General features: G+C 67.0%; 22 protein-coding genes. 11 read left to right on the plus strand and 11 right to left on the minus strand.

The features are described 5' to 3' along the window. Positions 1 to 1,542: 1,542 nt before the first annotated feature. Positions 1,543 to 2,415, minus strand: a complete 873-nt coding sequence (locus ABZ004_RS16055; protein WP_355680613.1) for an LLM class F420-dependent oxidoreductase — start codon at positions 2,413 to 2,415, stop codon at positions 1,543 to 1,545. A gap of 311 nt (positions 2,416 to 2,726) precedes the next feature. On the opposite strand from ABZ004_RS16055, the gene ABZ004_RS16060 reads away from it, so the two are divergent. After that, a complete protein-coding gene (locus tag ABZ004_RS16060) occupies positions 2,727 to 2,900 on the plus strand; it encodes a hypothetical protein (RefSeq protein WP_355680614.1) in 174 nt (57 codons plus the stop codon). Between the two features lie 5 nt (positions 2,901 to 2,905). Here the strand turns inward: ABZ004_RS16060 and ABZ004_RS16065 are convergent, their stop codons facing one another. From ABZ004_RS16065 to ABZ004_RS16075, 3 genes are all read right to left on the minus strand, one after another. Continuing rightward, a complete protein-coding gene (locus ABZ004_RS16065; RefSeq protein WP_355680615.1) occupies positions 2,906 to 3,526 on the minus strand; it encodes a collagen-like protein in 621 nt (206 codons plus the stop codon). 151 nt (positions 3,527 to 3,677) lie between these two features. Next, on the minus strand, positions 3,678 to 4,556 hold the full coding sequence (locus ABZ004_RS16070; RefSeq protein WP_355680616.1) for an aminoglycoside phosphotransferase family protein: 879 nt from the start codon (positions 4,554 to 4,556) through the stop codon (positions 3,678 to 3,680). Between the two features lie 31 nt (positions 4,557 to 4,587). After that, positions 4,588 to 4,971, minus strand: coding sequence for a nuclear transport factor 2 family protein (locus ABZ004_RS16075; RefSeq protein WP_355680617.1), 384 nt, complete (start codon positions 4,969 to 4,971; stop codon positions 4,588 to 4,590). Positions 4,972 to 5,042: 71 nt separating this feature from the next. Between ABZ004_RS16075 and ABZ004_RS16080 the strand changes: the two genes are divergently transcribed. Further along, positions 5,043 to 5,963: a helix-turn-helix transcriptional regulator gene (locus ABZ004_RS16080; RefSeq protein ID WP_355680618.1), complete on the plus strand. Its 921-nt coding sequence runs from the start codon at positions 5,043 to 5,045 to the stop codon at positions 5,961 to 5,963. A gap of 30 nt (positions 5,964 to 5,993) precedes the next feature. Here ABZ004_RS16080 and ABZ004_RS16085 read toward each other — a convergent pair whose 3' ends face one another. Then, positions 5,994 to 9,269 (minus strand): trypsin-like serine protease, encoded by a 3,276-nt coding sequence (locus tag ABZ004_RS16085; RefSeq protein ID WP_355680619.1) that lies wholly within the window; start codon positions 9,267 to 9,269, stop codon positions 5,994 to 5,996. 210 nt (positions 9,270 to 9,479) lie between these two features. On the opposite strand from ABZ004_RS16085, the gene cobF reads away from it, so the two are divergent. Then, complete coding sequence (gene cobF / locus ABZ004_RS16090; protein ID WP_355680620.1) at positions 9,480 to 10,229, plus strand: precorrin-6A synthase (deacetylating); 750 nt, start codon at positions 9,480 to 9,482, stop codon at positions 10,227 to 10,229. Between the two features lie 74 nt (positions 10,230 to 10,303). After that, positions 10,304 to 11,905, plus strand: a complete 1,602-nt coding sequence (locus ABZ004_RS16095) for a carboxylesterase family protein (RefSeq protein ID WP_355680621.1) — start codon at positions 10,304 to 10,306, stop codon at positions 11,903 to 11,905. Here the strand turns inward: ABZ004_RS16095 and ABZ004_RS16100 are convergent. From ABZ004_RS16100 to ABZ004_RS16115, 4 genes are read right to left on the minus strand one after another with little or no spacing between them, the layout of a single operon-like run. Further along, positions 11,872 to 12,504, minus strand: a complete 633-nt coding sequence (locus ABZ004_RS16100) for a TMEM175 family protein (RefSeq protein WP_355680700.1) — start codon at positions 12,502 to 12,504, stop codon at positions 11,872 to 11,874. The genes ABZ004_RS16095 and ABZ004_RS16100 overlap by 34 nt on opposite strands. Positions 12,505 to 12,529: 25 nt before the next feature. Further along, positions 12,530 to 13,975, minus strand: coding sequence for an MFS transporter (locus ABZ004_RS16105; protein ID WP_355680622.1), 1,446 nt, complete (start codon positions 13,973 to 13,975; stop codon positions 12,530 to 12,532). Positions 13,976 to 14,023: 48 nt separating this feature from the next. After that, complete coding sequence (locus ABZ004_RS16110; protein ID WP_355680623.1) at positions 14,024 to 14,506, minus strand: MarR family transcriptional regulator; 483 nt, start codon at positions 14,504 to 14,506, stop codon at positions 14,024 to 14,026. Between the two features lie 59 nt (positions 14,507 to 14,565). After that, on the minus strand, positions 14,566 to 14,814 hold the full coding sequence (locus tag ABZ004_RS16115) for a DUF664 domain-containing protein (protein ID WP_355680624.1): 249 nt from the start codon (positions 14,812 to 14,814) through the stop codon (positions 14,566 to 14,568). Between the two features lie 207 nt (positions 14,815 to 15,021). Here ABZ004_RS16115 and ABZ004_RS16120 point away from each other — a divergent pair, with 207 nt between their 5' ends. The 4 genes from ABZ004_RS16120 to ABZ004_RS16135 are packed head-to-tail and all read left to right on the plus strand — an operon-like array spanning position 15,022 to position 20,782. Next, the gene (locus ABZ004_RS16120) at positions 15,022 to 17,370 is read left to right on the plus strand and encodes an MFS transporter (RefSeq protein WP_355680625.1); all 2,349 of its coding nucleotides are present in this window, start codon (positions 15,022 to 15,024) and stop codon (positions 17,368 to 17,370) included. A gap of 45 nt (positions 17,371 to 17,415) precedes the next feature. Next, positions 17,416 to 18,642 (plus strand): precorrin-3B synthase, encoded by a 1,227-nt coding sequence (locus ABZ004_RS16125; protein WP_355680626.1) that lies wholly within the window; start codon positions 17,416 to 17,418, stop codon positions 18,640 to 18,642. Continuing rightward, complete coding sequence (locus tag ABZ004_RS16130; protein WP_355680627.1) at positions 18,639 to 19,271, plus strand: precorrin-8X methylmutase; 633 nt, start codon at positions 18,639 to 18,641, stop codon at positions 19,269 to 19,271. Before ABZ004_RS16125 ends, ABZ004_RS16130 begins: the two co-directional genes overlap by 4 nt. Further along, the gene (locus ABZ004_RS16135; protein WP_355680628.1) at positions 19,268 to 20,782 is read left to right on the plus strand and encodes a precorrin-2 C(20)-methyltransferase; all 1,515 of its coding nucleotides are present in this window, start codon (positions 19,268 to 19,270) and stop codon (positions 20,780 to 20,782) included. The genes ABZ004_RS16130 and ABZ004_RS16135 overlap by 4 nt, the downstream gene beginning before the upstream one ends. Before the next feature lie 190 nt (positions 20,783 to 20,972). Here the strand turns inward: ABZ004_RS16135 and ABZ004_RS16140 are convergent, their stop codons facing one another. After that, complete coding sequence (locus tag ABZ004_RS16140; protein ID WP_355680629.1) at positions 20,973 to 21,164, minus strand: hypothetical protein; 192 nt, start codon at positions 21,162 to 21,164, stop codon at positions 20,973 to 20,975. A gap of 8 nt (positions 21,165 to 21,172) precedes the next feature. Here ABZ004_RS16140 and ABZ004_RS16145 point away from each other — a divergent pair, with 8 nt between their 5' ends. Next, a complete protein-coding gene (locus ABZ004_RS16145) occupies positions 21,173 to 21,589 on the plus strand; it encodes a hypothetical protein (protein ID WP_355680630.1) in 417 nt (138 codons plus the stop codon). Positions 21,590 to 21,658: 69 nt separating this feature from the next. Continuing rightward, on the plus strand, positions 21,659 to 22,288 hold the full coding sequence (locus ABZ004_RS16150) for a hypothetical protein (RefSeq protein WP_355680631.1): 630 nt from the start codon (positions 21,659 to 21,661) through the stop codon (positions 22,286 to 22,288). Positions 22,289 to 22,292: 4 nt separating this feature from the next. On the opposite strand, the gene ABZ004_RS16155 is transcribed toward ABZ004_RS16150, so the two are convergent. Beyond that, positions 22,293 to 22,844 (minus strand): GNAT family N-acetyltransferase, encoded by a 552-nt coding sequence (locus ABZ004_RS16155; protein ID WP_355680632.1) that lies wholly within the window; start codon positions 22,842 to 22,844, stop codon positions 22,293 to 22,295. A gap of 85 nt (positions 22,845 to 22,929) precedes the next feature. Between ABZ004_RS16155 and ABZ004_RS16160 the strand changes: the two genes are divergently transcribed. Next, positions 22,930 to 23,988 carry an FAD-dependent oxidoreductase gene (locus ABZ004_RS16160; RefSeq protein ID WP_355680633.1) on the plus strand — a complete coding sequence of 353 codons (1,059 nt, stop codon included), beginning with the start codon at positions 22,930 to 22,932 and terminating at the stop codon, positions 23,986 to 23,988. Positions 23,989 to 24,011: the final 23 nt, after the last annotated feature.

The raw sequence follows: 24,011 nt of genomic DNA on the forward strand, positions 1-24,011 counted from the left end.
GGTACAGCGGGTACGCCGACCCCCGGTAGGCCGGGTACGCCGACCCCCCGTACGCCGGTACACCTCTCCCCCGGTACGGCGGGTACGCCGACGCCCGGGTACGGCGGGTACGCCGACCCCCGGTACGCCGGTCCCCCGCTCCCCCGGGCAATCCGGTCCCCGGTACGGCGGGTACGCCGACGCCGGTACGGCGGGTAGGCCGACGCCGGTACGGCGGGTAGGCCGATCCCTGGTAGCCGACGCTTGCCGCCCCAGCTCCCCCGGCATGCGCGGTGCGCCGACCCCGTTAGGCCGACCCATCGGGTGCCGCTCCTCCGCTCCCGCAGCACCCGGGTCGCCGATCCCCAGCAAACGGATCTCCGACCCTCGCGACCGCCCTTCGGCGAACCGGTCCTCCGGTACGCCGATCCGCGGCAACCCCGGTACGCCGGTCCTCGGTCCGCCGGCTGGCAAACCGACTCCTCGGTACGCCGCTCCCCCGGCAATCCGGTCCCCCGGTACGTCGGTCGGCAACTCGGCCTCTGGGTACGCCGATCGGCAAACCGGTCGCGGGCACGCCCATCCCCAGGCAAACCGGTCCGCGGGTACGACGATCCACGTGCATCCGGCCTACGGCGTACTGGCTCCTCGGCCATCTCCGCACAACCCGGCGCCCGGCGTACGGCGTACTGGCTCGTTGGGCCTTCTCCGCACAATCCGGCGAGAGTGTTCCGTCGGACAGGTAGTGCACCTCCGTACGGCGTATACCCGCTGCCAGTTCGCGCTCGAGTGCACTAGTTGCCCTCGGCTACTTCCTGTCCATCGGAACAACCCTCCCGAACACCCCGATCCAATTCACCTCGATCCGGCATCCCAGCCCCACAGCCCGCCCCAGCATCCGCTTCGGCACGCCATGTGTGGGCTTAGCTCCCCTTCTGCTGGTTACCCCCTTGGCAGAACAGGGGGCGAACCCCGCCGGGAAGAGTTGAGCCCACACACACCCGAAGAAGCGAAGGTGCGTCCAGGCCCGATCCGGGGTCACCCGGGCAGAGCAGCCGGCCGGAAGCTTCGAAGACGGCGAACTGACCCGTTGGGCTCCGCACGCCGGTACGCCGGGTCGCGGCGTCCGTCGGTATGCCGACCCCGGATACGCCGTTCCCGGCTCACCGGGTACGTCGGTACGCCGACCGCTTGTACCCCGCTCCCCGGGTGCGGCGTTCCTCCGCTTCCCCGGATGCGGCGTTCCCCGCTTCCCCGGATGCGGCGTTCCCCGCTTCCCCGGATGCGGCGTTCCCCGCTTCCCCGGATGCGGCGTTCCCCCGCTTCCCCGTACCCCGGGTACGCCGTTTTCCGCTCCCCGGGTGCGGCGTTCCTCCGCTTGCCCGGGTGCGGCGTTCCTCCGCTTGCCCGGTACGGGGCTGCCCGTTCGCGGGGTGCTCCGCGTGCCGGCGGACAGGTAGTGCACCTGGGTACGGCGTACATCCGGGGCCGATTTGCGCTCGGGTGCACTAGTTGCCCTCGGCTACCTCCTGTCCGTCGGCACATTGCCCCGCGAAGCGGGGATCAGAACTTGGCGGCTGCTGGGATGACGTCGGCGCCGAGGCGCTCGAGGCCTTCCAGGTTCTCGACGGACGGGACGCCACCGATGGCGGCGGCGAAGCCGAGATTGTGCAGGCGACCGAGTTCGTCGACGAGTTCGGCGGTCTTCTCGCCGTTCTCGCCGGTGTCGAGGGTCTGGTAGACGGTCTTGGTGATCTCGTCGTAGTCGCGGCCCTCGTTCTCACAGTGTTGCTTGAGGACGTTGAGCTTGTGCTCGAGATCGGGCGTGTTGAACAGGTTGCACGCATCGCCGTACTTCGCGACGAACCGCAGAGTCTTCTTCTCGCCGCCACCACCGATCATGATCGGCGGGTGCGGCTTGCTCAGTGGCTGCGGTACGTTCAGCAACCGCTCGGCCTGGTAGTGCTTGCCCTCGAACGGCCCGTCGTCGTCGGACCACATCTTGAGCACGTACTGGAGCGTCTCCTCCAGCCGTTCGAACCGCTCGGCGACCGGCGGGAAGGGGAAGCCGAGACCACGTGACTCCTCCTCGTTCCAGCCCGCGCCGATGCCGAGCAGCGCACGACCGCCGGACAGTACGTCGAGGGTGGTGACCGCCTTCGCCAGCAGTGCCGGCTCGCGATAGTGCACGCCGCTGATGACGGTGAGCAGCTTCGCGCGCTCGGTGTGCGCCGCCAGGAATCCGAGGGTGGTGTACGCCTCCAGCATGTCGTTCTCCGCGGGACCGACGGCGCGGATCTGGAAGAAGTGGTCCATCACCGCCAGGTAGCCGAAGCCGACCCGGTCGGCGGTCCGGGCCACCTCCGCGAGTTCAGGACCGAGCGCCGTCGCGCCGTTCGGCCAGGTGAAGTCAGGAACCTGCAGACCGATTTCCATCAGGGATGTCCTCCAAGACAACAGCCGATTTGGTGAGCCCGTTAAGCATCACCAACGACCGACCCTGCCGATCTAGTCCCGCTAACCGGAGTTTCCTCCGACTATTTTTCGCCGCCCCCACCCCTCCGCTCCTTCTGCCCGCCCGCTCCAACCCCGCCGAACACTGTTCTTTCGCTCGATGGCCCGGTTATTCCCCGACATCGGGGGAAATAACGGCGTTCGACGGCACGGAAGTCGGGCAGGCGGGGCGCCGGCATGGGGAGGGGGAGGGTGGGCGGTGGAGGGGGTGGAGGGCGATCTCGAGGTAGCTGATGCGGTCGGTGGCTTGGAGCATGCCGGTGACCGCGGTCAGGATCGAGGTCGCCGCCACCAGCGGATCGCGTCCCGGTCCGACGGTCGTTGGCGACCTGGTCCGACGGCAGTTGGGGATTCGGTCCGACGGGTGCACCTGCGTACGGCGTACGCGGGTGCGGCTGTTGGTCTGATGGGGTCAGCCGCCTTGGGCGGTGCTGTGGCCGGGGGCGCAGAGGGCGAAGGCGTAGCCCTGGACGCTCGGGTCGGTGCCGGTGTATTTCGCTTGGACTCGCCAGCCTTGGGCGAAGTAGAGCGGCTCCGAGGTGGAGTAGATGAGTCCGTCACCCTCGTTGAAGTCGCCGGAGTAGCCGCCGCTGAGGACGATCTGGCCGGCCGGGCACTTCGCCTCCCAGCTGTGTACCTCGCCGGGCCTGAAGGCCTGCTTCACGAGGATCGGTGCCGAGACGGCGACGCCGGTGCTGTCGGCCGGGTCACCCTTCGGGCCTTGGTCACCCTTGTCGCCTTTGTCTCCCTTGGCGCCGGGTGCACCAGGCGCACCTGGGAGGCCCGGGTCGCCCTTGGGGCCCTGCTTGTTCCAAGAGGTTGCGACTTCGTAGAACCGGCAGGTTTCACCCTTGGCCGGGTTGATCACCCGGAGGTCGCCGAAGTACTTGTCGACACATGCGTTGATGGCGGCCGGTTCCGGCTCGGCGGCGGACGCGACCAGCATGCTGCCGCCACCGGCGACCATCACCCCGAGCGCCATCGCCGTCAGCCGCGACCGGCGCAGCGAACGATTTCCAGTTTGAGCGGTCATAGCAGGACGCTACGAACCCGATGCCCCCGGCAACAGCTCCGATCACGCCACCCCGCGAGCACTCCGCTCTTCACCATCGGGCAACCACTCCAGTCACCGCCACACAGGAGCACCGGTCGAGGTGAGCAAACGCAGAGTGGGTGGTGGAGGGTTAGGTGGCGGCTAGGAGGCGGGTGAGGGTGGCTGTGCCGGCGGGGTGCCAGGTGGGTTTGCCGCCGGGGAGGTTCTTGCGCCCGGCTTCGCCGATGGACAGGAGCATGAGGGAGCGGAGGGCGGCCCAGCCTCGGGCGCGGCGGATGGTCGGCTCGTCGGCGCCGTAGGCCCACAGGAAGGGTTCCGCGGCGCCTTCGGGGAGGAGTACCCAGGCGGCGGCGAGGTCTGTCGCCGGGTCGCCGGTGGAGAGGTCACCGAAGTCGATGACGCCGGCGAGACGACCGTTCGAGGTGACGATGTTCGCCGGGTGCAGGTCGCCGTGGACCCAGACCGGCGGGCGATCCCAGTCCGGTTCCGCGACAGCAGCCGCCCAGATCTCGCGGAGTCGCCCGGCCTGCTCGACCGGAGCGAACGAGATCCATTCGTCGAACCCGCTCGCAGTCTTCAGCGACGCACCTCGCGAGGAACTGGTCGGTGCATCGAGAGGCGCCTCCTGGTGGAGTGCCTTGAGGAAGCCGGCCAGCACCTCGGCATCGGCGCGGCTGGTGATGGGCGCGCGGTCGGCGGGTTCGCCGGCAACCCAGGTCGTGATCGTCCAGGTCCGCGGGAAATTCTCCGACGGTTCGCCGATTCGCACGGGAGTCGGGACCGGCAGCGGCAACCGAGGCGCGAGCACCGGCAACCACCGTTGCTCGGTGCGCAGGAGGCCGGGCGCGCGCGGCGTACGGGGCATCCGTACGGCGAGTTCGTCACCGAGTCGCCATTGCTGGTTGTCCCAGCCGCCGTCGACCAGCCGAAGGTCCAGAGAGGCAAGATCGGGGTGCTGTTGGTCCAGCAGCGACTGCACCAGGCTCTTGCTGATCTCGAGAATCTCCACCCGAGAGACTTTCTCATGCCCGACGGGGCGACTAAGGAGCGATCTCCAGGTGGCTGATCAGCTCGTCCTCGCCCAGCGTGAAGCGGTAGATGAGGTCGACGACGCCGCCGGGGAAGTTGCCTTCCAGATGGGTGGTGACGACGTAGTGGGTGTCGTCGAGCTTCTCGGCGTGGGTGATCTCGACCGTGTACGTGTACTGGCTCGCGGCGCCTTCCCGCCAGCGATGGATCTCGTCGTGACCGACGTAAGTCTTCTCCTCGTCCACGACCGTCGCATCCGGCGCGAATGCGGACAGCAGGTCGTGCGCGTTCGCCTTGTGCTGCGGGTCGGCCTCACGCAGGTACGTCGTGATCGCGTGCGGCAGGTGCTTCACCGTCTCGGCGGCAGCCGGGTCCGGCGGAGTCGGAATCGTCATCGAGAACACCTTCCAGAAGGGGACACTCCGAAACTACCTTGGCTTACCGACAACCTCGGGCTGGAGGTGCGATGGCTGGACGGACTTCGTTACCGGTGGACCGCGAACTGCGCCGTCTACTGCGGCACGGCACGTTCGCCGAAGCCCTCCACCACGCGCTGAACGTCCGTGGTCTCAGCCTGGAGCGGGTCCAGCATCACCTGGCCGAGCGCGATGTACGCGTGAGCAGAGCAGCGCTGAGCTACTGGCGGCACGGCCGGAGCCGACCGGAGCGAGCCGAGTCCCTGCGTGCCGTCCGTGCACTGGAAGAGGTTCTGGACCTTCCGCCCGAGACGCTGGTGTCGATGCTTGGTCCACCGCGGCCGCGGGGACGTGCCGTGCGGCCGGCGGGTGCCCTGGATCGACGCCGGTTGTGGCCGGCGCACAGTTCCCTGCTGGCCGCAATGGACGCGCCACCGGACGGTCAGCTGGCCTATCTGGACATCCATGAGCATGTCCTGGTCGACGAGAACCGCCAGCTGGCCGCTGTACGGACCCGGCTGGTGGTGGAGGCCAGGGCCGATCGTGTCGACCGTTGTGTGATCTACCTGTGGACCGAGGAGCCGTCGAAGCCTCAGCTGACCGGGCTGCGTTACTGCCGGTTCGGCCGGAGCAGGTCCGATGAGGAGTCCGGTGCGGTGGTCACCGAGCTGATGCTCGATCAGCGGCTGGCGGTGGGAGAGCGGTCCGTGGTGGAGTTCGAGTGGATCTTTCCGCCCGGGCCGGAGCTGACGTTCTACCACCGCCGCTTCACCAGGCCGAGCCGGCAGTTCGTGCTGCAGGTCGAGTTCGCCGGTGACGTGCCTGCCAATTGTGTGCCGTTCCGGCAACTGACGATGGAGTCCCCGCGGCAGCTCGACCCGCCACTGTGGATCGGTGCGTCGGAGACCGCACACCTGGTCGTCGTCGACCCCCGCCCGGGCATCATCGGTCTCAGCTGGCAGTGGGACTGACCGGCGGCCACCGGTCAGTCCCGTACTACGTCAACTCACGTACCAGACGATCTGAACCGTGCCTGCCTTCCCTGCGGTGTCCGTCGCAGTCACCTTCGACTGGTAGAGCACGTTGGCCGCTGACGAAGTCCCGCTGATCAACCCCGTCGTACTGTTGATCGACAGGCCCGACGGCAGCCCAGTAGCTGTCCAGCGGTAACTACCGGTCCCGCCACTCGCTTGAAGCTGCAGATTGACAGCTCGGCCGTGCTGGATGAACTGGAAGCCGGGGTCCTTGACTGTGACCGGACCGCTCGGCGCGGACTGCACAGTCAGAGCGAAGGTGGCGTTCCGAGTGGTGCTCGCACTCTTCCCGGTGATCGTCACCGAGTAGGTCCCAGCCGGAGTCGACGAGGCAGTCGCGATGGTCAGCTTCGCGGAGCCACCAGTGCTGACCGACGACGGGTCGAAGGTCGCTGTCGCTCCACTGGGCAGACCGGTTGCCGACAACGCGATGTCACCGGACGAAGGAGTACCCGGGAGATGCGGCTTGATGTCGGCGGCGTACGTGGTGATCCGCGCGTAGACGCCGTACGTGTCGCAGTTGTTCGACATCCAGGAGAAGACTCCGACGATCTGGTTGCCGACGAGATACGGGCTGCCGCTGTCGCCGACGCAGACGCCCTTGTGACCATCGGCGTACCCGGTGCAGAGCATGGAGCCGTCGGACTTGTAGTTGCTTCCCAGCACCGGCTGCTGTGCACAGGCGGAGTCTGCGGCGACCGGGAACTCGGCTGTCCGGAGTACGTCGGAGTAGGTGCTGGCGCCGGTCTTGCCCCAGCCGATGCCCCGGCCCATCGTGCCCGGCTGGTTGAGGCCGGTGTCGGTGGCAAGCATCGGATAGGTGATGCCGGCCGGCACGGGAACGTCGCGGTCGAGAGTGACGACCGCGACGTCATGGCCGGTCTGCCAACCCGTGTAGTCGGGATGGGTCCAGTACGACGCGATGTTCGCACGGAACCCTGAGTCGTTCAGGTTGGTCGCGCCGTAGATGAACCACTTCTCACCGCTGTTCTCCAGCAGACAGTGCGCGGCACCGAGCGCCGTATGCGGTCCGACCAGCGCCATAGTGCAGGACTGCTTGCCGGGGAAAGCACTGCCTTCGCGTCGCATCGAGATGATGAACGGGTACGCCGCAACGGTCGTCGGCTCACCACCGACCACACCAGGAGCAGCCTTGGTGGCCTGAGACGCCGCAGTCTTCACCGTTGTGGTCGCGGAGTTGCCAGCGGCAACGGTTGCCGAGCCCGGATCAACACTGATCGAGAAGTCACCAGGTCCGGAACCGTTCACTGTCAGGGATACAGAAGTGTCGTGGCTGACATCGCTGGTCCTGCCCGTGACGGTGATCGTGCTGCTGCCCGGCGATGCAGAGGCAGCGGCAGTCAACGTCAAGGTCGCCGAGTCACCGGCCGTGACCGAAGCCGGATCGAAGGTCGCGGTGACTCCGGCCGGCAACCCCGCCGCGGTCAACGCCACCATCTGCGCGGAACCCTTCGTGACCTTGGTGCTGATCGTCGAGGTCACCGACTTGCCGGGATCGACGCTGACCGAAGCGGGGCTCGCGGCGATCGAGAAGTCGTTGGCTACCGGTGGTGCGGCGCCGTTGATCAGCGGGTCGACCAGGTTGTCGCCCTGCGGTGAACCCCAGCCGGTGCAGAGGTCGTAGCCGGTGCCTGCGCTGTAGGTGCCGTTGCTGCCGCTGGTGACGTCGTGGAACGTCGACGAGTACTGCGACGACCTCGCCACGGCGTACACGGTCGGGTTGATCCCGCCGACGTTCGCCTTGCCGGCGGCCTTCGCCTTCTGGTTGACCATCGCGATGTAGCCGGCCCACAACGGCGACGACAGGCTGGTACCACCAACGTCCTGCCAGCCGCCGTTCATGTACACCGACAGCGCTCCGGCTCCGTAGTCGGCGTCCAGCGCGACGTCGGGCACCGACCGGTACTGGTTGCTGCCGACCTGCCAGTCAGGCTTCGGGTAGATCACCGAGTAGGCACCGCCCGAGCGGGTGTTGCCCGACCCGCCCTGGTTCCAGCAGGACTCCGACTGCCAGGTGCCGGCCGTGTCACTGGTCCGCAGCTGCGTGCCGCCGACACCTGTGAACAGCGGGTCGCTCGGCGGGTAGTCGGCCTGGATAGTCGAGTTGTCGCCGTTGTACCCGCAGCCGGTCGCGCCCCAGTCGCCCGAGGCGGACAGCATCGTGATGCCCTGCGCCGCCATCTGCGTGTAGGAGTCGTGCGACGCCTGGATCGGATCGGCCTCGCACTTCTCACCGAGCAGCCAGGAGCCGGACAGCACAGTGATCGCGTTGTCGGAGGCGATCCGGGCCATCTCGTCGACCCAGGCCTTGTCCGAGTTCGGCGCTTCGTAGACGATCTGGGCCGCCTTCGGAGCGGTCGCGGCGACTGCCTGGATGTCGAGCGTCACCTCCAGCTGGTTCGAGCCGACGCTCGAGCCGCCGTCGACCGGCACCACTTTCGGCGTCACGGACGGCTGACCGAAGTACTTGGTCCAGGCATCGATATCGGACTGCTTGAACGCGTCGAACTCGATCAGCCCGACGGTCTGCCCGCTACCGTCGTACGAGCCCGACAAGGTCTTCATGCTGTACGCCGTACGGAACTGTGCCGGGGTGTAGCCGCCCGCGGGTCCACCTGGTCCGGCGGGTGCACTCGCGCGATGCGCAGCCGGCCGGTTGTCGAGCCCGGCGACATCCCGTACGACGTTCGCCAGCGTCGCGGGGACCGACGGACGCGCATCGTTGGTGTAGAAGCGTTTCCCGTCCGCGCCGACGTACTCGCTGATCACGGACCCGAAGGCTCCCTTGAGCTGCTTCGGCGTACCGACCGCGTCGACGACCTGCCGGTTTCCGGAGACCGAGGTGATCTCGAGACCGTTCGATCGCAGGAAGGCCGTTGCCGCCTTCACCTCTGCTGGGCGAGGCGCGAACCGCTCGGCGTACTCCTGGCTGCTGAGGTAATGCCGGTACTGCGGTGAAGCAGGATCGTTCACGGCTTTGACGAAGGCGTTGAGGCCCGCCTCGTCGTACGGACGGAGCGCGACCGCCACCTCGACTTTGTGATAGTCCCCGAGCCTGCCGAGGCGATGCGCGCCGGGTGGGGTCGGGTCGTGGTGCGCGGCGAGCGGGACGCGTTCGGGAGCGGGTGTCCGGGCGACGGCGGGACCCGTCGCCATCGCAGCGATGACTGCGAGCAAGGTGGTCGCCGCGAGCGTTCTCGCGACAGGGCGGGATCTGGGCATGCAATCCTCCAGAGCAGAAGGTGCTTGGTTCGACCGTCAACGTAGGGCCGTGCGTAGGGGTCCGAGCGCGCTAAGTGAATGTTCCGAGACGTTCACTGCGGAGCCGGCCGGCGGCGGTGTTCGACCAGGTCAGCGGCGCTGAAGCGTCACAGTTGTTCACAGCCCGACGGCCACCGTCAGGCTTCGCAGCGGCTCGTCTAGGGTCTGGGCATGGAGATCTTGGTGATCGGGATCGGGGCCGGGGATCCGGACCACCTGACGTTGCAGGCGGCGAAGGCGATCGGGCGGGCCGATGTCTTCTTCGTCTTGGACAAGGGCGAGGTCAAGCAGGAGCTGGTCGACCTGCGCGAGGAGATCCTCCGCCGGCACGCCACGGAGTACCGGGTGGTCGTCGGGCGAGATCCGGAGCGGGACCGGACCAGCGACGCGTACGTCGAGTCGGTGGACGACTGGCGCCGGCGCCGGGCGGACGTCTGCGCGGATCTGATCGCCGCCGAGCTCCGGGCCGATCAGGTGGGCGCATTTCTGGTCTGGGGCGACCCGTCCCTCTACGACAGCACGCTGGCGATCCTCGACGACCTCCAGGACCGCGGCGAACTCAGCTTCGAGACCGAGGTGATCCCCGGCATCAGCAGCGTCTCGGCACTCGCCGCGCGGCACAAGGTCGGACTGAACCAGGTCGGCCGGCCGATCCAGATCACCACCGGGCGCCGGCTCGCGAAGAGCTGGCCCGATGAGGTCGACGACGTGGTGGTGATGCTCGACGCGCAGACCGCGTTCACCGCACACACCGAGCAGGACGCGGAGATCTACTGGGGCGCGTACCTCGGTACGCCGGACGAACTGCTGGTCGCCGGAAAACTCTCCGAGGTGGCCGACGAGATCGTCGAGGTCCGCGCCGAGGCCCGCCGCCGCAAAGGCTGGATCATGGATACCTATCTCCTGCGCCGGAATCGGTGATTCGACTAAAGGTGTAGGTGGCCTGGCCGTCCGGCCGAAGCGGTAGCACGCGGTTCAGGCCGAGGCTGCGTGGCATGACTACTCGAATCACTCGCAAGAAGTTGTGGCTGGCGTCAGCTCTTGCACTGGTGCCAGTCGCACTACTGATCAACCCTGCATCCGCTGCTCAAGCAGAGCCGGCCGTAGTACAAACAGACGCCGGTGTACTACGGGGCGCTGTCTCCGGGGACGCCCGGGTCTTCAACGGCATCCCGTACGCCGCTCCGCCGGTTGCCGGGTTGCGCTGGAAGGCACCGCAGCCGGTGAAGCCGTGGACCGGCGTACGCGATGCGCTGAAGCTCTCCAGCGCTTGTCCCCAGGCAGCCAACAGTGAGGCGCCCGAGGGATCCACTGACGAGGACTGTCTCTACCTGAACGTCACTACTCCTGCAGCGAAGTCGGCGCAGCCAAGAGCGGTCGTGGTGTGGATCCCTGGTGGCGGGTTCTTCGAGGGCGCTGGGAACAGCTACGGGGCAGCGAAGATGGCTGCGCGAGGCAACGTTGTCGTGGTCACCGTGAACTACCGGCTGGGGATCTTCGGGTTCTTCGGCTATCCGGGTCTCCAGGGCTCCGGCACCTACGGCATCCAGGACCAGCAGGCTGCACTGCGCTGGGTGCAGCGGAACGCCCGGGCCTTCGGTGGCGACCCGCGGAACGTGACCGTGGCAGGTGAGTCCGCCGGTGGCATGAGCGTGTGCGCCCAACTAACCTCACCGACGTCGACCGGTCTGTTCAGTAAGGCTGTCATGCAGAGCGGGTCCTGTGCGTTCAGCTGGGCAGCCAACAGTCAGTACCCGACGCAGGCCGCCGACTCCCCCTGGATCTCGCAGAGCACTGTGCAGAACAACGGCAAGGAGTGGGCCGCCTCGAGCAAGAAGGACCTAGGATGCAAGCCCGGTCAGGCGATGCTGACCTGCTTGCGCAACGCCGATCCCGCCGTACTCGTGGACAACACGCTGAACTTCACCCAGGTCGCGTACGGCGGTACTGCGGTGCTTCCGTTGAGTCCGGCAAAGGCGATGAAGGCCGGCCTGTTCCACCGGCTGCCGGTGATTTCCGGCAACAACCATGACGAGGCAACGCCTTGGGTCGCCACGTTCAACGGCGGCGTACTGACTGATGCGGACTACCCGCGGCTGTTGACCGACATGGTCGGGGCAGCCAAGGCCAAGAAGGTGCAGCACGAGTACCCGCTCGCGAAGTACGGGTCTACGGCCGCCGCCTGGGGTGTGGTGACGACGGACAGGATCTGGTCGTGTACCCAGGTCACCAACGACCAGCAGGCGGCTCGAAAGGTGCCTGTCTATGCGTATGAGTTCTCCGACAAGCACTCGCCGATCGCCCAGCCAGGGAACGGTGCTTCGCATGCCGCTGAGCTGCCGTACCTGTTCAGCCTCGGTGGGTATGAATTCCCGATGACCGACGGGCAGAAGCGGCTGTCGGAGCAGATGATCGACTACTGGACGGCCTTCGCCCGCACCGGCAACCCGAACGGTCCGGGTCGGCCGGAGTGGACACCCACTCGGAAGAACGCCATCACCGGGCTATCCCTCGCGCCGGCGGAGCAGGGTGGGATCAAGAACGTCGACCTGCAGGCCGAACATCACTGCGACTTCTGGGCAGCTCTCTCGCGGTAGCCACTCACAACCCTGGCCAGCCCACCGCTGGGGATGAGCGCGAGCAAACCGTAGAGGCCGACCCCCGGCACCAGGGCCGCGAGAAGGAAGGCGATCGTCGCGCACGCGGCGAAGGAGATCGAGCCGACCAACTCGCGGCCGGTGACGGGGCTGTCCTCGACCGCGAGTTCCTTGTGGTTGTGGATGAGCAGGGTGAGCGCCGTCTGGGTCAGTGCAAGCACCAGCAGGGTGCCGGAGTAGAAGGACGCCGAGAAGCGGTCGTTCTCGAAGTGCCCGAGGATCTCGGTCGGGAAGGGCAGCACCACGATGCAGAGAAGCCAGAGCAGGTTCAGCTGGATCAGCCGGTTGTTGTACGCCTTCACGTGCTCGAAGACGCCGTGGTGGACCAGCCAGAACCTTGCGATCACCGCGAAACTCAGCAGGAACGAGATGATCGCCGGCCAGTTCTCCCTGACCACCGCGAACGGGTCGGTCGCGGGATCGCCCTGCTCCTTCGCCACCTCCGCGACCACCTCGACGAGCGGCAGGATCAGCAGCGTGACGGCGATCGCGACCACCGCGTCGGTGAACAGGACGAGCCGGTCAGGATCCCTAGTCATACTCACGGCCGACACCGTATCGGACTTAGCGGCGAGACTTGAGCAGCAGCGTTGCCGACAACAACAATGCGACGACCAGGAACCCGGCTGCAGCCAGGAAGGCCACGCTGTAACCGTCCCGGAGCGCAGCCACCTGTCCAGCACCCGCACTGATCCGTACTGCGCTCTGTGATGCGGCCAACGTCGCCAGCACCGCAGTACCGACCGCCGCACCCGCCTGTTGTGCTGTGTTGTTCAGCCCGGACGCCAATCCCGCGTCTGAAGGATCAGCGCCGGACATCGCCAGCATGATCGCTGCGGGGATGCCTAGACCGGTGCCGGCACCTACTAGCAGGAGAGCCGGGACCACATTGAGCAGGTACGAGCCGCCAACGGGCGCCTGGCTAAGGATCAGCTCCGCACCGAGGAAGGTTGCCAGGCCGGCCAGCAAGATCTTCCGGCTACCGAAGCGCTCTGTGAGGCGTGGGCCCACCGACAGGGACATCACGGCACCGAGGATCGGTGCGGGCAGGAAGGCCAGGCCGGTCTGAAGCGAGTCGTAGCCGAGCACTCGTTGCAGGTACAGAGCTGTCATGAACTGGAAGCCGAAGCCTGCAGCGAAGAGCAGCACCACGACCAGGTTGGAGACAGTCACCTGACGCTTGCGGAAGACGTGCAGGGAAAGCAGCGGCTGGCTTGCGAGAGCTTGCCGTAGTACGAAGCCTGCAAGGAGAAGTACGGAAACCACCGCAAGGACGAGAGTGCGGGGAAGCTCTGCAGTGGGCTCTGCGGTCTGGACGATCGTGTAGACAGACAGTGAAAGGCCTGCGGTCACCAGTACTGCGCCGACCACATCCGCGCCTCTTCCAGTGCCTTTGTGACGGGCCAGCAGCCGTACGGCGAAGACTAGGGCGACCAGGCCGATCGGGACGTTGATCAGGAACGACCAGTGCCAGCCGACGGTCTGGGTGATCACGCCGCCGAGGATCAGCCCGATCGAGGCGCCGCTGGCGGAGGTGAATCCGTACGCACCGAGTGCCCGGGCCTGTTCGCCCGGCGCCGGGTACAGCCCGATGATCATGCCGAGAATCACGGCCGAGGCGAGCGCGCCACCGACGCCTTGGAGGAAGCGGCCGGCGATCAGCACCTCGGCGCTCGTGGCGAGGCCGCAGAGCAGGGAGGCGCCCGTGAAGACACTGAGCCCGGCGAGGAAGACGGACTTGCTGCCGATCAGGTCGCCGATCCGGCCGGCCAGCAACAGCAGGCCGGCGAAGGCGATCAGGTAGGAGTTCATCACCCAGGCGAGGCCGGCCTGGGAGAAGCCGAGGTCACTCTGGATCGTCGGCAACGCGACCGTCACCACGGTCCCGTCGAGGATGATCATCAGCTGCATCACGCAGAGCACAGCGAGCGCCTTGGCGCGGTGCGCGGTCGCTTCGGCGCGCTGGTCGGTCGCTTCGGACGCGGGGTCCGGCAAGAGGTCGGTCGTCATGAAAACGACCTTAGCAGATAGTTCCGTAGTAGACGATCTTTTAGTGGATTAGTTTGCGCGCTGCCTGGTACGCCGTACCGGTTGTGCCTCGACCGGCGTCGCGAGGTGTCCCTCGACCAGCTCGTTGAGCGACTCGGTGAAGGGTTTGCGCTGTGCGGCCGGCAGGGCGGCGAGCACGTCGGCGTGCACCTTGTCGACGATCCGCTGGCCCTCGGCGACGATCTCCGCGCCGGCCTCGGTGACGGCGACGATCCGTGCCCGCCGGTCGGTCGCGGACGGCTTCCGCTCGGCGTAGCCGGCCTTCTCCAAGGCGTCCACGGTGACGACCATCGTGGTCTTGTCGAGGTACGCGAGCTCGGCGAGCTGGATCTGGGTGCGCTCCTCGCCGAGCGCATTGAGCAGCACGCATTGCATCCGCGGCGTCAGGCCGATCTCGGCGAGCGCGGCGGTGAGCTGGGTCTCGAGCACATGACCGGCATGGTTGAGCAGCCCGGTCAGATCCGGAACCTTCCGGAGCGGAGTCTTCGCCATGAACTCATCCTACCGCGAGATCATCTCCTACAAGATAATCCCACACCAGAACAATCCGCTTACTCGCCTGTGCTGCCGTCGATTAGTTCTCGGAGGATATCGAGGTGGCCGAGGTGGCGGGCTGATTCCTGGAGGACGTCGGTGAGGAGGCGTTCGGCGCGGACCGGGCCGTTGCCGCCGACAACCAGTGCGGACCAGTCGGCCGTCCCGAGCGTCTCCTGGGTCAGTTCCCACTCGGCGTCGTACGCCGCGATCACCGACGCGATCGTCTCCTCGGCGCCGACGCGGAACTCGAAGTCGGGCTTCACTCCTGTTGGCGTGCTTACCCCACTCTTCTACCAATGGGGCAAGCGCGCCAGCAGGAGGCAAGCCCACTCTCGAGGCGCGCGGTGGACCGCGGTGGACCGCGGTGAGGGCTTGAGAGGGCGAGCAGGAATGCGACGTCGCGGTCGGGGCCCATCAGGGTGTCGTATTTTCGCCAGTGCGCGGCCGTCGCAGCGGCTGGACTGGTTCCCATGGCAGTCCAAACCACTCGTACGCCGGTGCTCGGGGTGATCGCTGTGACGCTGGGGATCTTCTCGATCGTCACCACCGAGATCCTCCCGATCGGACTCCTCACCACGATCGGCCCCAGCTTCGACCTCTCCCCCGGCCGCACCGGCTTGCTGATGACGATCCCCGGTCTCGTCGCCGCGGTCGCGGCTCCGGTGATCACCGTGCTGACCGCCCGGCTCGACCGGCGGCTCATGCTGACCGCCTTGATGGTCCTGCTGGCCGCCTCCGACGTCCTCGCCGCAGCAGCACCGGCGTACTGGCTGGAGCTGGTCGCTCGCGTCATGGTCGGCATGACCATCGGCGGCTTCTGGTCGATCGGCGCCGGTCTGGCAGTACGTCTCGTGCCCGAGCGCTGGGTCGCCCGGGCGACGGCAGTGATCTTCTCTGCAGTACCGCTCGGCTCAGTGCTCGGCGTACCGGCCGGGACCTTCCTCGGCGAGCACGCGGGATGGCGGACATCGTTCGTAGTACTCGGCTTGCTGACAGTCGGCGTACTGATAGCCCTGCTCTGGTCTGTACCTCCGCTACCGCCGCTGCAGGTCACCCAACTTTCCGTACTACGCCACCTGCTCACCTTGCGGGGCACCCGCACCGGGTTGCTCGTGACATGCCTGATAGTCACAGCGCACTTCAGCACCTACACCTACGTAGGCCCGTTCCTGCGTGACGTCACTGGCGTCCCCGCGGACCACATCAGCGGCCTACTACTCATCTACGGCGCAGCTGGCTTCGTGGGCAACCTAGTAGCCGGTACTACGGCCGCAACGCGCCTGCGAGCCACCTTCGCCACGAGTGCTGGGCTCCTAGCAGTGGCAACCCTGCTGCTGCCGGTAGTCGGACGCAGTACGGGCGGAGCCGTCGTACTGCTGGTGGTGTGGGGACTCGCGTACGGCGCAGTACCGGTCTGCTCGATGACCTGGTTCGCCCAAGCGGCGCCGCAAGCGCGCGAGGCGGCAACGGTGGTGTTCACGTCTTCGTTCCAGGCCACGTTGTCGCTCGGCGCCCTGGTCGGAGGACTGGTGGTGGACAGCAGTTCTGTGTCGACTGTGATGGTCTGCGGAGGCCCTGGTGGCGGTGGTGGCCGCAGTACTGATCAGGGGTGGGTTCACGGCATCTGTGCTAAACAGGCAGTAACCAAAGGGGCCCTCGTGGACCAGCTGACTCTCGGCGTCGTAGGCCGTTCTCGCAAGGAGAACGAGCATCGACTGCCGATCCATCCCAACCATTTCGAGCGGATCGACGAAGACCTGCGGCAGCGCATCTACCTCGAGTCCGGGTACGGCGAACAGTTCGGAGTCTCCGATGCGCAGCTGTCGCGATCGGTAGCCGGCATCCTGGACCGGAAAGAACTGATCGCGACGGCCGACATCATGCTGCTGCCGAAGCCGCAGATCGAAGACGTCGGCGAGCTGCGCCAGGGCCAGGTGCTCTGGGGCTGGCCGCACTGCGTGCAGGACGAGAAGCTCACCCAGCTGGCGATCGACCGCGAGCTGACACTGATCGCATTCGAGGCGATGAACCACTGGACCGCAGATGGGCGCTTCAACCTGCATGTGTTCCACAAGAACAACGAACTGGCCGGCTACTGCTCTGTGCTGCACGCTCTGGAGATGATCGGTTCGACCGGTGTCTACGGGCGTCGGCTACGAGCCGTAGTGATCGGGTTCGGCGCAACCGCGCGAGGCGCTGTCACTGCACTGAGCGCACACGGCATCCACGACGTCGACGTACTGACTGGGCGTGACGTTGCTGCAGTCGGCTCACCGATCCACTCGGCGCGGATGGTCCAGTACGACCAGGACGAGGTCGAGCCGGGTGCCAGGCTGGACCCCCGGCGCAGCCATGCGCTGCTGGAGGACGGGCGCGTGCCGCTGGCCGGGTTCCTGGCGGAGCACGACATCATCGTGAACTGCGTGCTGCAGGACCCGGACGCACCGCTGACCTTCCTGATCGAGGAGGACCTGGCATTGCTCGAGCCGGGCAGCTTGATTGTCGACGTCTCCTGTGACCTGGGGATGGGCTTCAGCTGGGCCCGGCCGACCGGCTTCAACGAGCCGACCTTCACCGTTGGCAACAACATCACGTACTACGGCGTCGACCACACCCCGTCGTACCTGTGGAACTCAGCTAGCTGGGAGATCAGCGAAGCCCTCCTGCCGTACCTCGAACCAGTCCTGGGCGGCCCCGAGACCTGGCAGGCCGACGAGACGATCCGCCGGGCCATCGAGATCCAGCACGGGCGGATCAAGAACCCGGGCATCCTGTCGTTCCAGGGCCGCTCCCCGGAGTACCCGCACGCCCTGCTGTGAAGTGACCGGAAACACACCAGGTGGCCGGGACGTAGCATCACGGCTGTGAACAGCTCGGGCAGGACCCAACCGGACCGTTGTCCGGGGGTTCTGGCCGTCCATCAGGCAGCAGATGGCGGGCTGGCGCGCGTGCGGCTGCCTGGTGGGGTCCTGAGCTCCGCCCAGCTGCGGGTGCTCGCCGCTGCCTCCAGCGAGCTGGGTGACGGCAACCTGGAGTTGACGTCGCGCGGGAACATCCAGATCCGCGCGCTGCGACCCGGAGCCCCGCGGCTGCTCTCTGACCGCCTGTACGCCGCTGGGCTGCTGCCGTCGATCACGCACGAGCGCGTACGCAACATCCTCGCCTCACCACTCTCGGGCCTGGACGAGCACAGCCTGTACGACGTACTCCCGCTCGCCGCCGCTCTGGACAGCCTCGTGTGCACTACCCCTGCGCTCGCTGCCCTCCCCGGCCGCTTCCTCTTCGCCCTGGACGACGGCCGAGGCGACATGTCAGCTCAAGGAGCAGACGTTGCTGTCCGGGTGCTCCCCGGCGGTAGCCACGCGACACTGCTGCTCGGCGGAGCACAAGCTGCTCCGCAGCGTGGCGAAGGCGGGGATCTCCCGCCGCGGAGCGGCGAGCCAAGCGGGTCGCGGGTTCAGCTGGAAGAGGTGCCGTCGGCGATGGTCGCAGCCGCCGAGGCGTTCCTTGCCGAGCGCGCTGCGCAGGGCTCTGAGGCTTGGCGCATCGCTGAGCTGGCCGGTGGCGCTGAGGCCATCTACAAGCGGCTGGGTCTGACGCCAACGGTGTCGGTGGAGCCCGGTTCGTCGGTCGTGCTTGCTGGTTCGCACGGCCGGGCGCTGGTGGTTGCCGTGCCGCTGGGGAGCCTGTCGCAAGAGCAGGCCGCGGTCTTGTCGAAGCTGGCTGATGAGGTGCGGGTTACGCCTTGGCGGTCCGTAGTACTGGCTGGGGTTGGGGCTGACGCGGTGGCGGAGTTGGTGACTGCAGGACTGGTGGTTGAGAGTGAGTCGCCGTGGAACGGGGTGACGGCATGTGCCGGGAAGCCTGGATGTGCCAAGGCGTTGGCGGATGTCCGCGCGGATGCGCGTGAGGTGATGCCGCGGATTCCCGGCCGGCAGGCTGTGCACTGGTCTGGTTGTGAGCGGCGGTGTGGCAAGCCGACGGGTGGATTTGTCGATTTGGTTGCTCTTGGCAAGGGGTATGCGATCGACGGCGTACCGGTGGACGATGAGTTGGCGCAGGCCGTTGCGGCCGCGAGAGGAGCACGGTGAGCAGGTACGACTACGTGACGGACGGTGCCGAGATCTATCGGCAGTCGTTCGCGACGATCCGCGCGGAGGCGGCGCTCGACGGGCTGCCCGCCGACGTCGCGCAGGTCGCCGTACGGATGATTCATGCCTGCGGGATGACCGACCTGGTCGCGGATATTTCTTATTCTGCAGGGGTCGTGAAGTCGGCCCGGGCCGCGCTGCAGGCCGGTGCGCCGATCCTCTGCGACGCGGCGATGGTTGCGGCCGGCGTGACCCGGCGACGGTTGCCGGCCGATAACGAGGTGATCTGCACGCTGAGTGATCCGTCGGTTCCGGAGCTGGCGGAAGCCTTGCAGACAACGAGAAGTGCGGCGGCACTCGATCTTTGGGCCGATCGGCTCGAAGGTTCAGTGGTTGCGATCGGCAACGCTCCGACCGCGCTGTTCCGGTTGCTCGAGTTGATCCGCGACGGCGCGCCGCGGCCGGCCGCAGTACTGGGGATCCCGGTGGGGTTCATCGGCGCGGCCGAGTCCAAGCAAGCCCTGGCCGACAACGACCTCGGACTGGAATACCTGGTGGTCCGGGGCCGGCGGGGCGGCAGCGCGATCACCGCGGCTGCGATCAACGCGATAGCGAGCGAGGAAGAATGACCGGACGGCTGTGGGGCGTCGGGCTCGGCCCGGGCGACCCCGAACTGATGACGGTGAAGGCTGCCCGGCTGATCGGCGCCGCGGATGTGATCGCGTTCCACAGTGCGCGGCACGGGCGCAGCATCGCCCGCTCTGTGGCCGCGCCGTACCTGCGTGACGGTCAGGTCGAGGAACACCTCGTGTATCCGCTGACCACTGAGACCACTGATCATCCAGGCGGTTACCAGGGCGCGATGGACGACTTCTACGCCGAGTGCGCCACCCGGCTCGCTGCGCATCTCGATGCCGGCCGCGACGTCGTCGTACTGGCTGAGGGCGATCCGCTGTTCTACGGGTCCTACATGCACATGCACAAGCGGCTCGCGGATCGGTACGAGTGCGAGGTGGTGCCTGGGGTGACCTCGGTGAGCGCTGCTGCCGCAGTACTGGGTCGTCCGTTGTGTGAGCGCGACGAGGTGCTGACTGTGCTGCCAGGGACGCTGCCTCCCGACGTACTGGCGGAGCGGCTGCGCACTACCGACGCGGCTGCAGTCATGAAGCTCGGGCGCACCTTCGCCGGCGTACGGGAGGCTTTTGAGCTCTCCGGGCGACTGGACGAGGCCTGGTACGTCGAACGCGCGACCACTAGCGAGCAGCGGACCGCTCCGCTGGCCGATGTGGATCCGGACTCGGTCCCGTACTTCTCACTGGCTCTCCTGCCCAGTCCGATCAACAACTTCGTCGCACCTGCCACCGCGCCTCGGGTGGACGGCGAGGGGTCCGTGACGGTGGTCGGGCTGGGGCCTGCTGGTCCGCAGTGGATGACGCCTGAGGTGCGGGCCGCGATCGCCGCCGCTGACGATCTGATCGGCTACGGACCGTACGTCGATCGTCTGCCGGACCGTGCTCGGCAGCGGAAGCACGGGTCGGACAACCAGGTCGAGTCCGAGCGGGCCGCGTTCGCGCTCGACCTTGCGCGGAAGGGTTCGCGGGTCGTTGTGGTGTCGTCTGGTGACCCAGGGGTGTTCGCGATGGCGAGCGCTGTCGCCGAGGTGGCGGGCGAACCGGAGTACGCCGATGTCGTTTTGAACGTGCTGCCGGGGATGACTGCTGCGCAGGCGGTGGCCAGTCGGGTGGGTGCGCCGCTGGGGCATGACTACTGCGTGTTGTCACTGTCGGATCGGTTGAAGCCGTGGGACGTGATTGCTGCACGGCTGACTGCGGCGGCTACCGCTGACCTGGCGATCGCTATCTACAACCCTGCTTCGAAGTCGCGGACCTGGCAGGTCGCTGCTACCAAGCAGCTTCTGCTCGAGCACCGGGAGCCTGGTACGCCGGTGGTGATCGGGCGGAATGTCGGTGGGGCTGAGGAGACGGTCACTGTCACCACGTTGGGTGAGTTGGAGCCCGATCAGGTCGACATGCGCTGCCTGCTGTTGATCGGGTCGTCGCAGACGCAGACCGTGCGGAGGCCGTCGGGGCCGCTGGTGTTCACGCCTCGGCGGTATCCGGGTGGGCAAGGCGTCGGTTAAATCCGCGGGCCGGCTGCATGAGCTGTTGCCTTGCAGGGTAGGGCCTCTGCGGGCGCACCCCCGTGAGGAGAATGACAGTGAATCAGTACGGCGACAGTGACACCTTGACGCAGCCGGTAGCGAGCAGCTCGATACCCGTAGCGAGTGCTTTGCCTGTGGCGAGTGTTGAGCCGGTGGCTAGTACTCAGCGTTATGAGGAGGCGCGGGCGGCTGCCCATCGGGCGATGACCAGCGTGACGCTGGTCCCGGACAAGCCGTTGCCTACTGAGACGACGCTCAGCGGGGACGAGCGCCCGGCGTACCGGGGGTTCAAGTACGGCGCTGCGTTCTTCGGCTGGCTGATCATGCTGTCGATGATCGTGCTGCTGACGCTTGTCGTCACTGGACTCGGTGCCGGCGCCAGCTCTGTTCTGGACCACACCAAAGCCGACGCCAAGGAGCAGGCAGGCCCAGCAGCCATCACTGCCGCTGCCTGTCTTCGTACTGGTGCTGAGTCTTGCCTTCTATATCGGCGGCTACGTCGCTGGACGGCTGGCACGGTTCGACGGAGCGCGGCAAGGGTTCGGGGTCTGGATGATCTCGCTACTGCTGGTGATGGTCGCTGCCGGCGCTGGTGCGTTCCTGAACAGTCAGTACGACCTGGCTGGGCGGGTGGATCGGCCGGATGTGCCGCTCACCAACGACAGTCTGCTCACCGGCGGGCTCATCACCGCTGCAGCAGTCCTGATGCTGCCCCTACTCGCCGCATTGCTCGGAGGCAAGACGGGTCAGCGCTACCACGACAAGATCGACGCTCTGCTCGACTGACGCATGTGCGGCCGTGCCCTGGGGTACAGGGAGTTACAAGACGGGGCCGTCTTGTGAGGAGAGGCTGACATGGAACGCACCGTAGTTCACGAGCCGGTTGCTGCAGTACCGGACTACCAGCCGGAAGAAGAGCGGCGCGCTGCACACCGGGCGGATGTGAAGATCGCCAGCGAGGCCGAGGTCGATCCGGCGTATCGCGGGTTCAAGGGCGGAGCCGCGTTCTTCGGATGGCTGATCGCGGTCGGGCTGACCGTGCTGATCACCGGGATCCTCGTTGCCGTCGCGGCCGCCGTCGACTATGCGGTCACGTTCGAGCGGAGCACCTTCGATGCGCACGCCGGCGTCATCGCGATCGCGACTGCCGCGGTGGTCATCGTGATGCTCGCGATCGCCTGCTACAACGGCGGGTACGTCGCCGGTCGACTGGCCCGGTTCGACGGGGCTCGGCAGGCCTTCGGCGTGTGGGCGATCGGGCTGGTCGTCGTACTGATCGCCGTGGGGCTCGGGGTGCTGGCCGATTCGCAGTACGACTTGGTCAATCGCCTGGATCTGCCGTCGGTGCCGATCTCGGACGCTGATCTGACGACCGGTGGCGTGATCGCCGCTGCCGCGCTGCTGGTGGTGACGCTGCTCGCGGCGATCGTCGGCGGCAAGGCTGGACAGCGGTACCACCGGCGCATCGACAACAGCTGGGACTGATCGATCAGCCGGCTGACGTCCCGGCCAGCTGGTTGACGTCGGACCAGGCCATGCGGAGGCTGTCGGGTGCGCCATTGAGGCGGGCCGGGTCTCCGCCCGGTGGTGACACCGGCGCGGTCTCGACGCAGGTGGCTCCGACGGCCAGATAGAACTGCTGCGCAGCGGTGTTCTGCTGGAGGACCCACAGGTAGATCGAGTCGCTGCTCGCCTGGTCGGCGGCCGCCTGTCCGGCCCGGGCGAGCAGTTGCCTGCCGACGCCCGTACGGCGCTGGTCGTGCCGAACGTGCAGGTTGTCGACCAGACTCCCCCACTTCGGATCCGCGTCGAACTCGACGTGGACGAAGCCGACCAATTGCTCGCCTTCCTCGGCAACGATGGTCGCAGTACCTTCGGGCGCGGCAAGTCGCGACGACCAAACCGCTCGGCGCTCAGTTTCGAGGTCTCCATCGAGGAACGAGTCGGCGAACGCACCGCGGTAGTGGCGTCGCCAACTGTCCGCGTGCAGCATCGCCACCCAGTCGGCATCTCCCGGTCCAGCCGAACGAAACTGCACCATGCAACCTCTCCCCTCCTGCGCTGACTCATCACCGTAGCAACGTGCGCGGGAAGATCCCGGCCTGTTTCAGACGTTGAACTTACCTGTGAAGACGACCCAGGTAGTGGTAATCGGCGCCGGCCAAGCGGGACTGTCGGCCGCGTACCACCTGGTCAGAATGGGATTCAGCCCGTACGCCGGGGTGGTGGTCCTCGATCGCAATCCGGCACCGGGTGGAGCGTGGCAGCATCGCTGGGACTCGCTGACCATGCACGACGTGCACGGAATCGCGAACCTGCCGGGCGTCGCAGTACCGGCCAGTGCCGGCGACGAACGCGCGAACGAGTTCGTGCCGCGGTACTTCGCTGACTACGAGACTCGGTTCGACCTGCCGGTGGTTCGGCCGGTGAGTGTGGAGAGCGTGCAGCGTGATGGTGACGGCTATCTGGTGCGGACCGAGCATGACAGCTATCGCGCGGAGGCGATCGTCAACGCGACCGGCACGTGGGATCGGCCGTTCGTGCCTTGGTATCCGGGGATCGAGACCTTCACTGGTCGGCAACTTCACACTGCTGACTACAACGGAGCCTCGGAGTTTGCGGGCAAACACGTGCTTGTTGTCGGCGGTGGCGCTTCTGCTGTCCAGCTCCTCGCGGAGATCTCCGAGGTCGCCCGTACGACGTGGGTCACGCGCCGGCCACCCGAGTGGCGTACTGACGGCGAGTTCGGGCCGGAACTCGGACGGAAGATCATCGCCAAGGTGGAGGAACGGGTCCGCGCAGGGCTGCCTCCGCAGAGCGTGGTGAGTGTGACTGGGCTGCAACTCCGTGAACAGGAGCAAGCGGCGTACCGGCGTGGTGTTTACACCCGGCTGCCGATGTTCGAGCGGATCACTCCCACCGGGGTGGTGTGGCCAGACGGCCGTGCGGAGGAAGTTGACGCGGTCCTGTGGGCGACCGGCTTCCGCGCCGACCTGGCTCACCTCGCTCCGCTCCATCTCCGCGAGCCTTCCGGAGGGATCCGGATGGACAGCACGCACACAGTCTTGGACCCACGTGTACACCTGATCGGCTACGGCCCGTCAGCCAGCACCATCGGCGGGAACCGGGCCGGCTTCATCGCAGCCCGCTCCCTCAGAGACCTTCTACTTCCGGTCGCCGCCTAGCCCTCGCGGAGTTGTTCGGTCAG

The organism is Kribbella sp. NPDC006257, from assembly GCF_040613535.1.
Lineage (GTDB): Bacteria > Actinomycetota > Actinomycetes > Propionibacteriales > Kribbellaceae > Kribbella.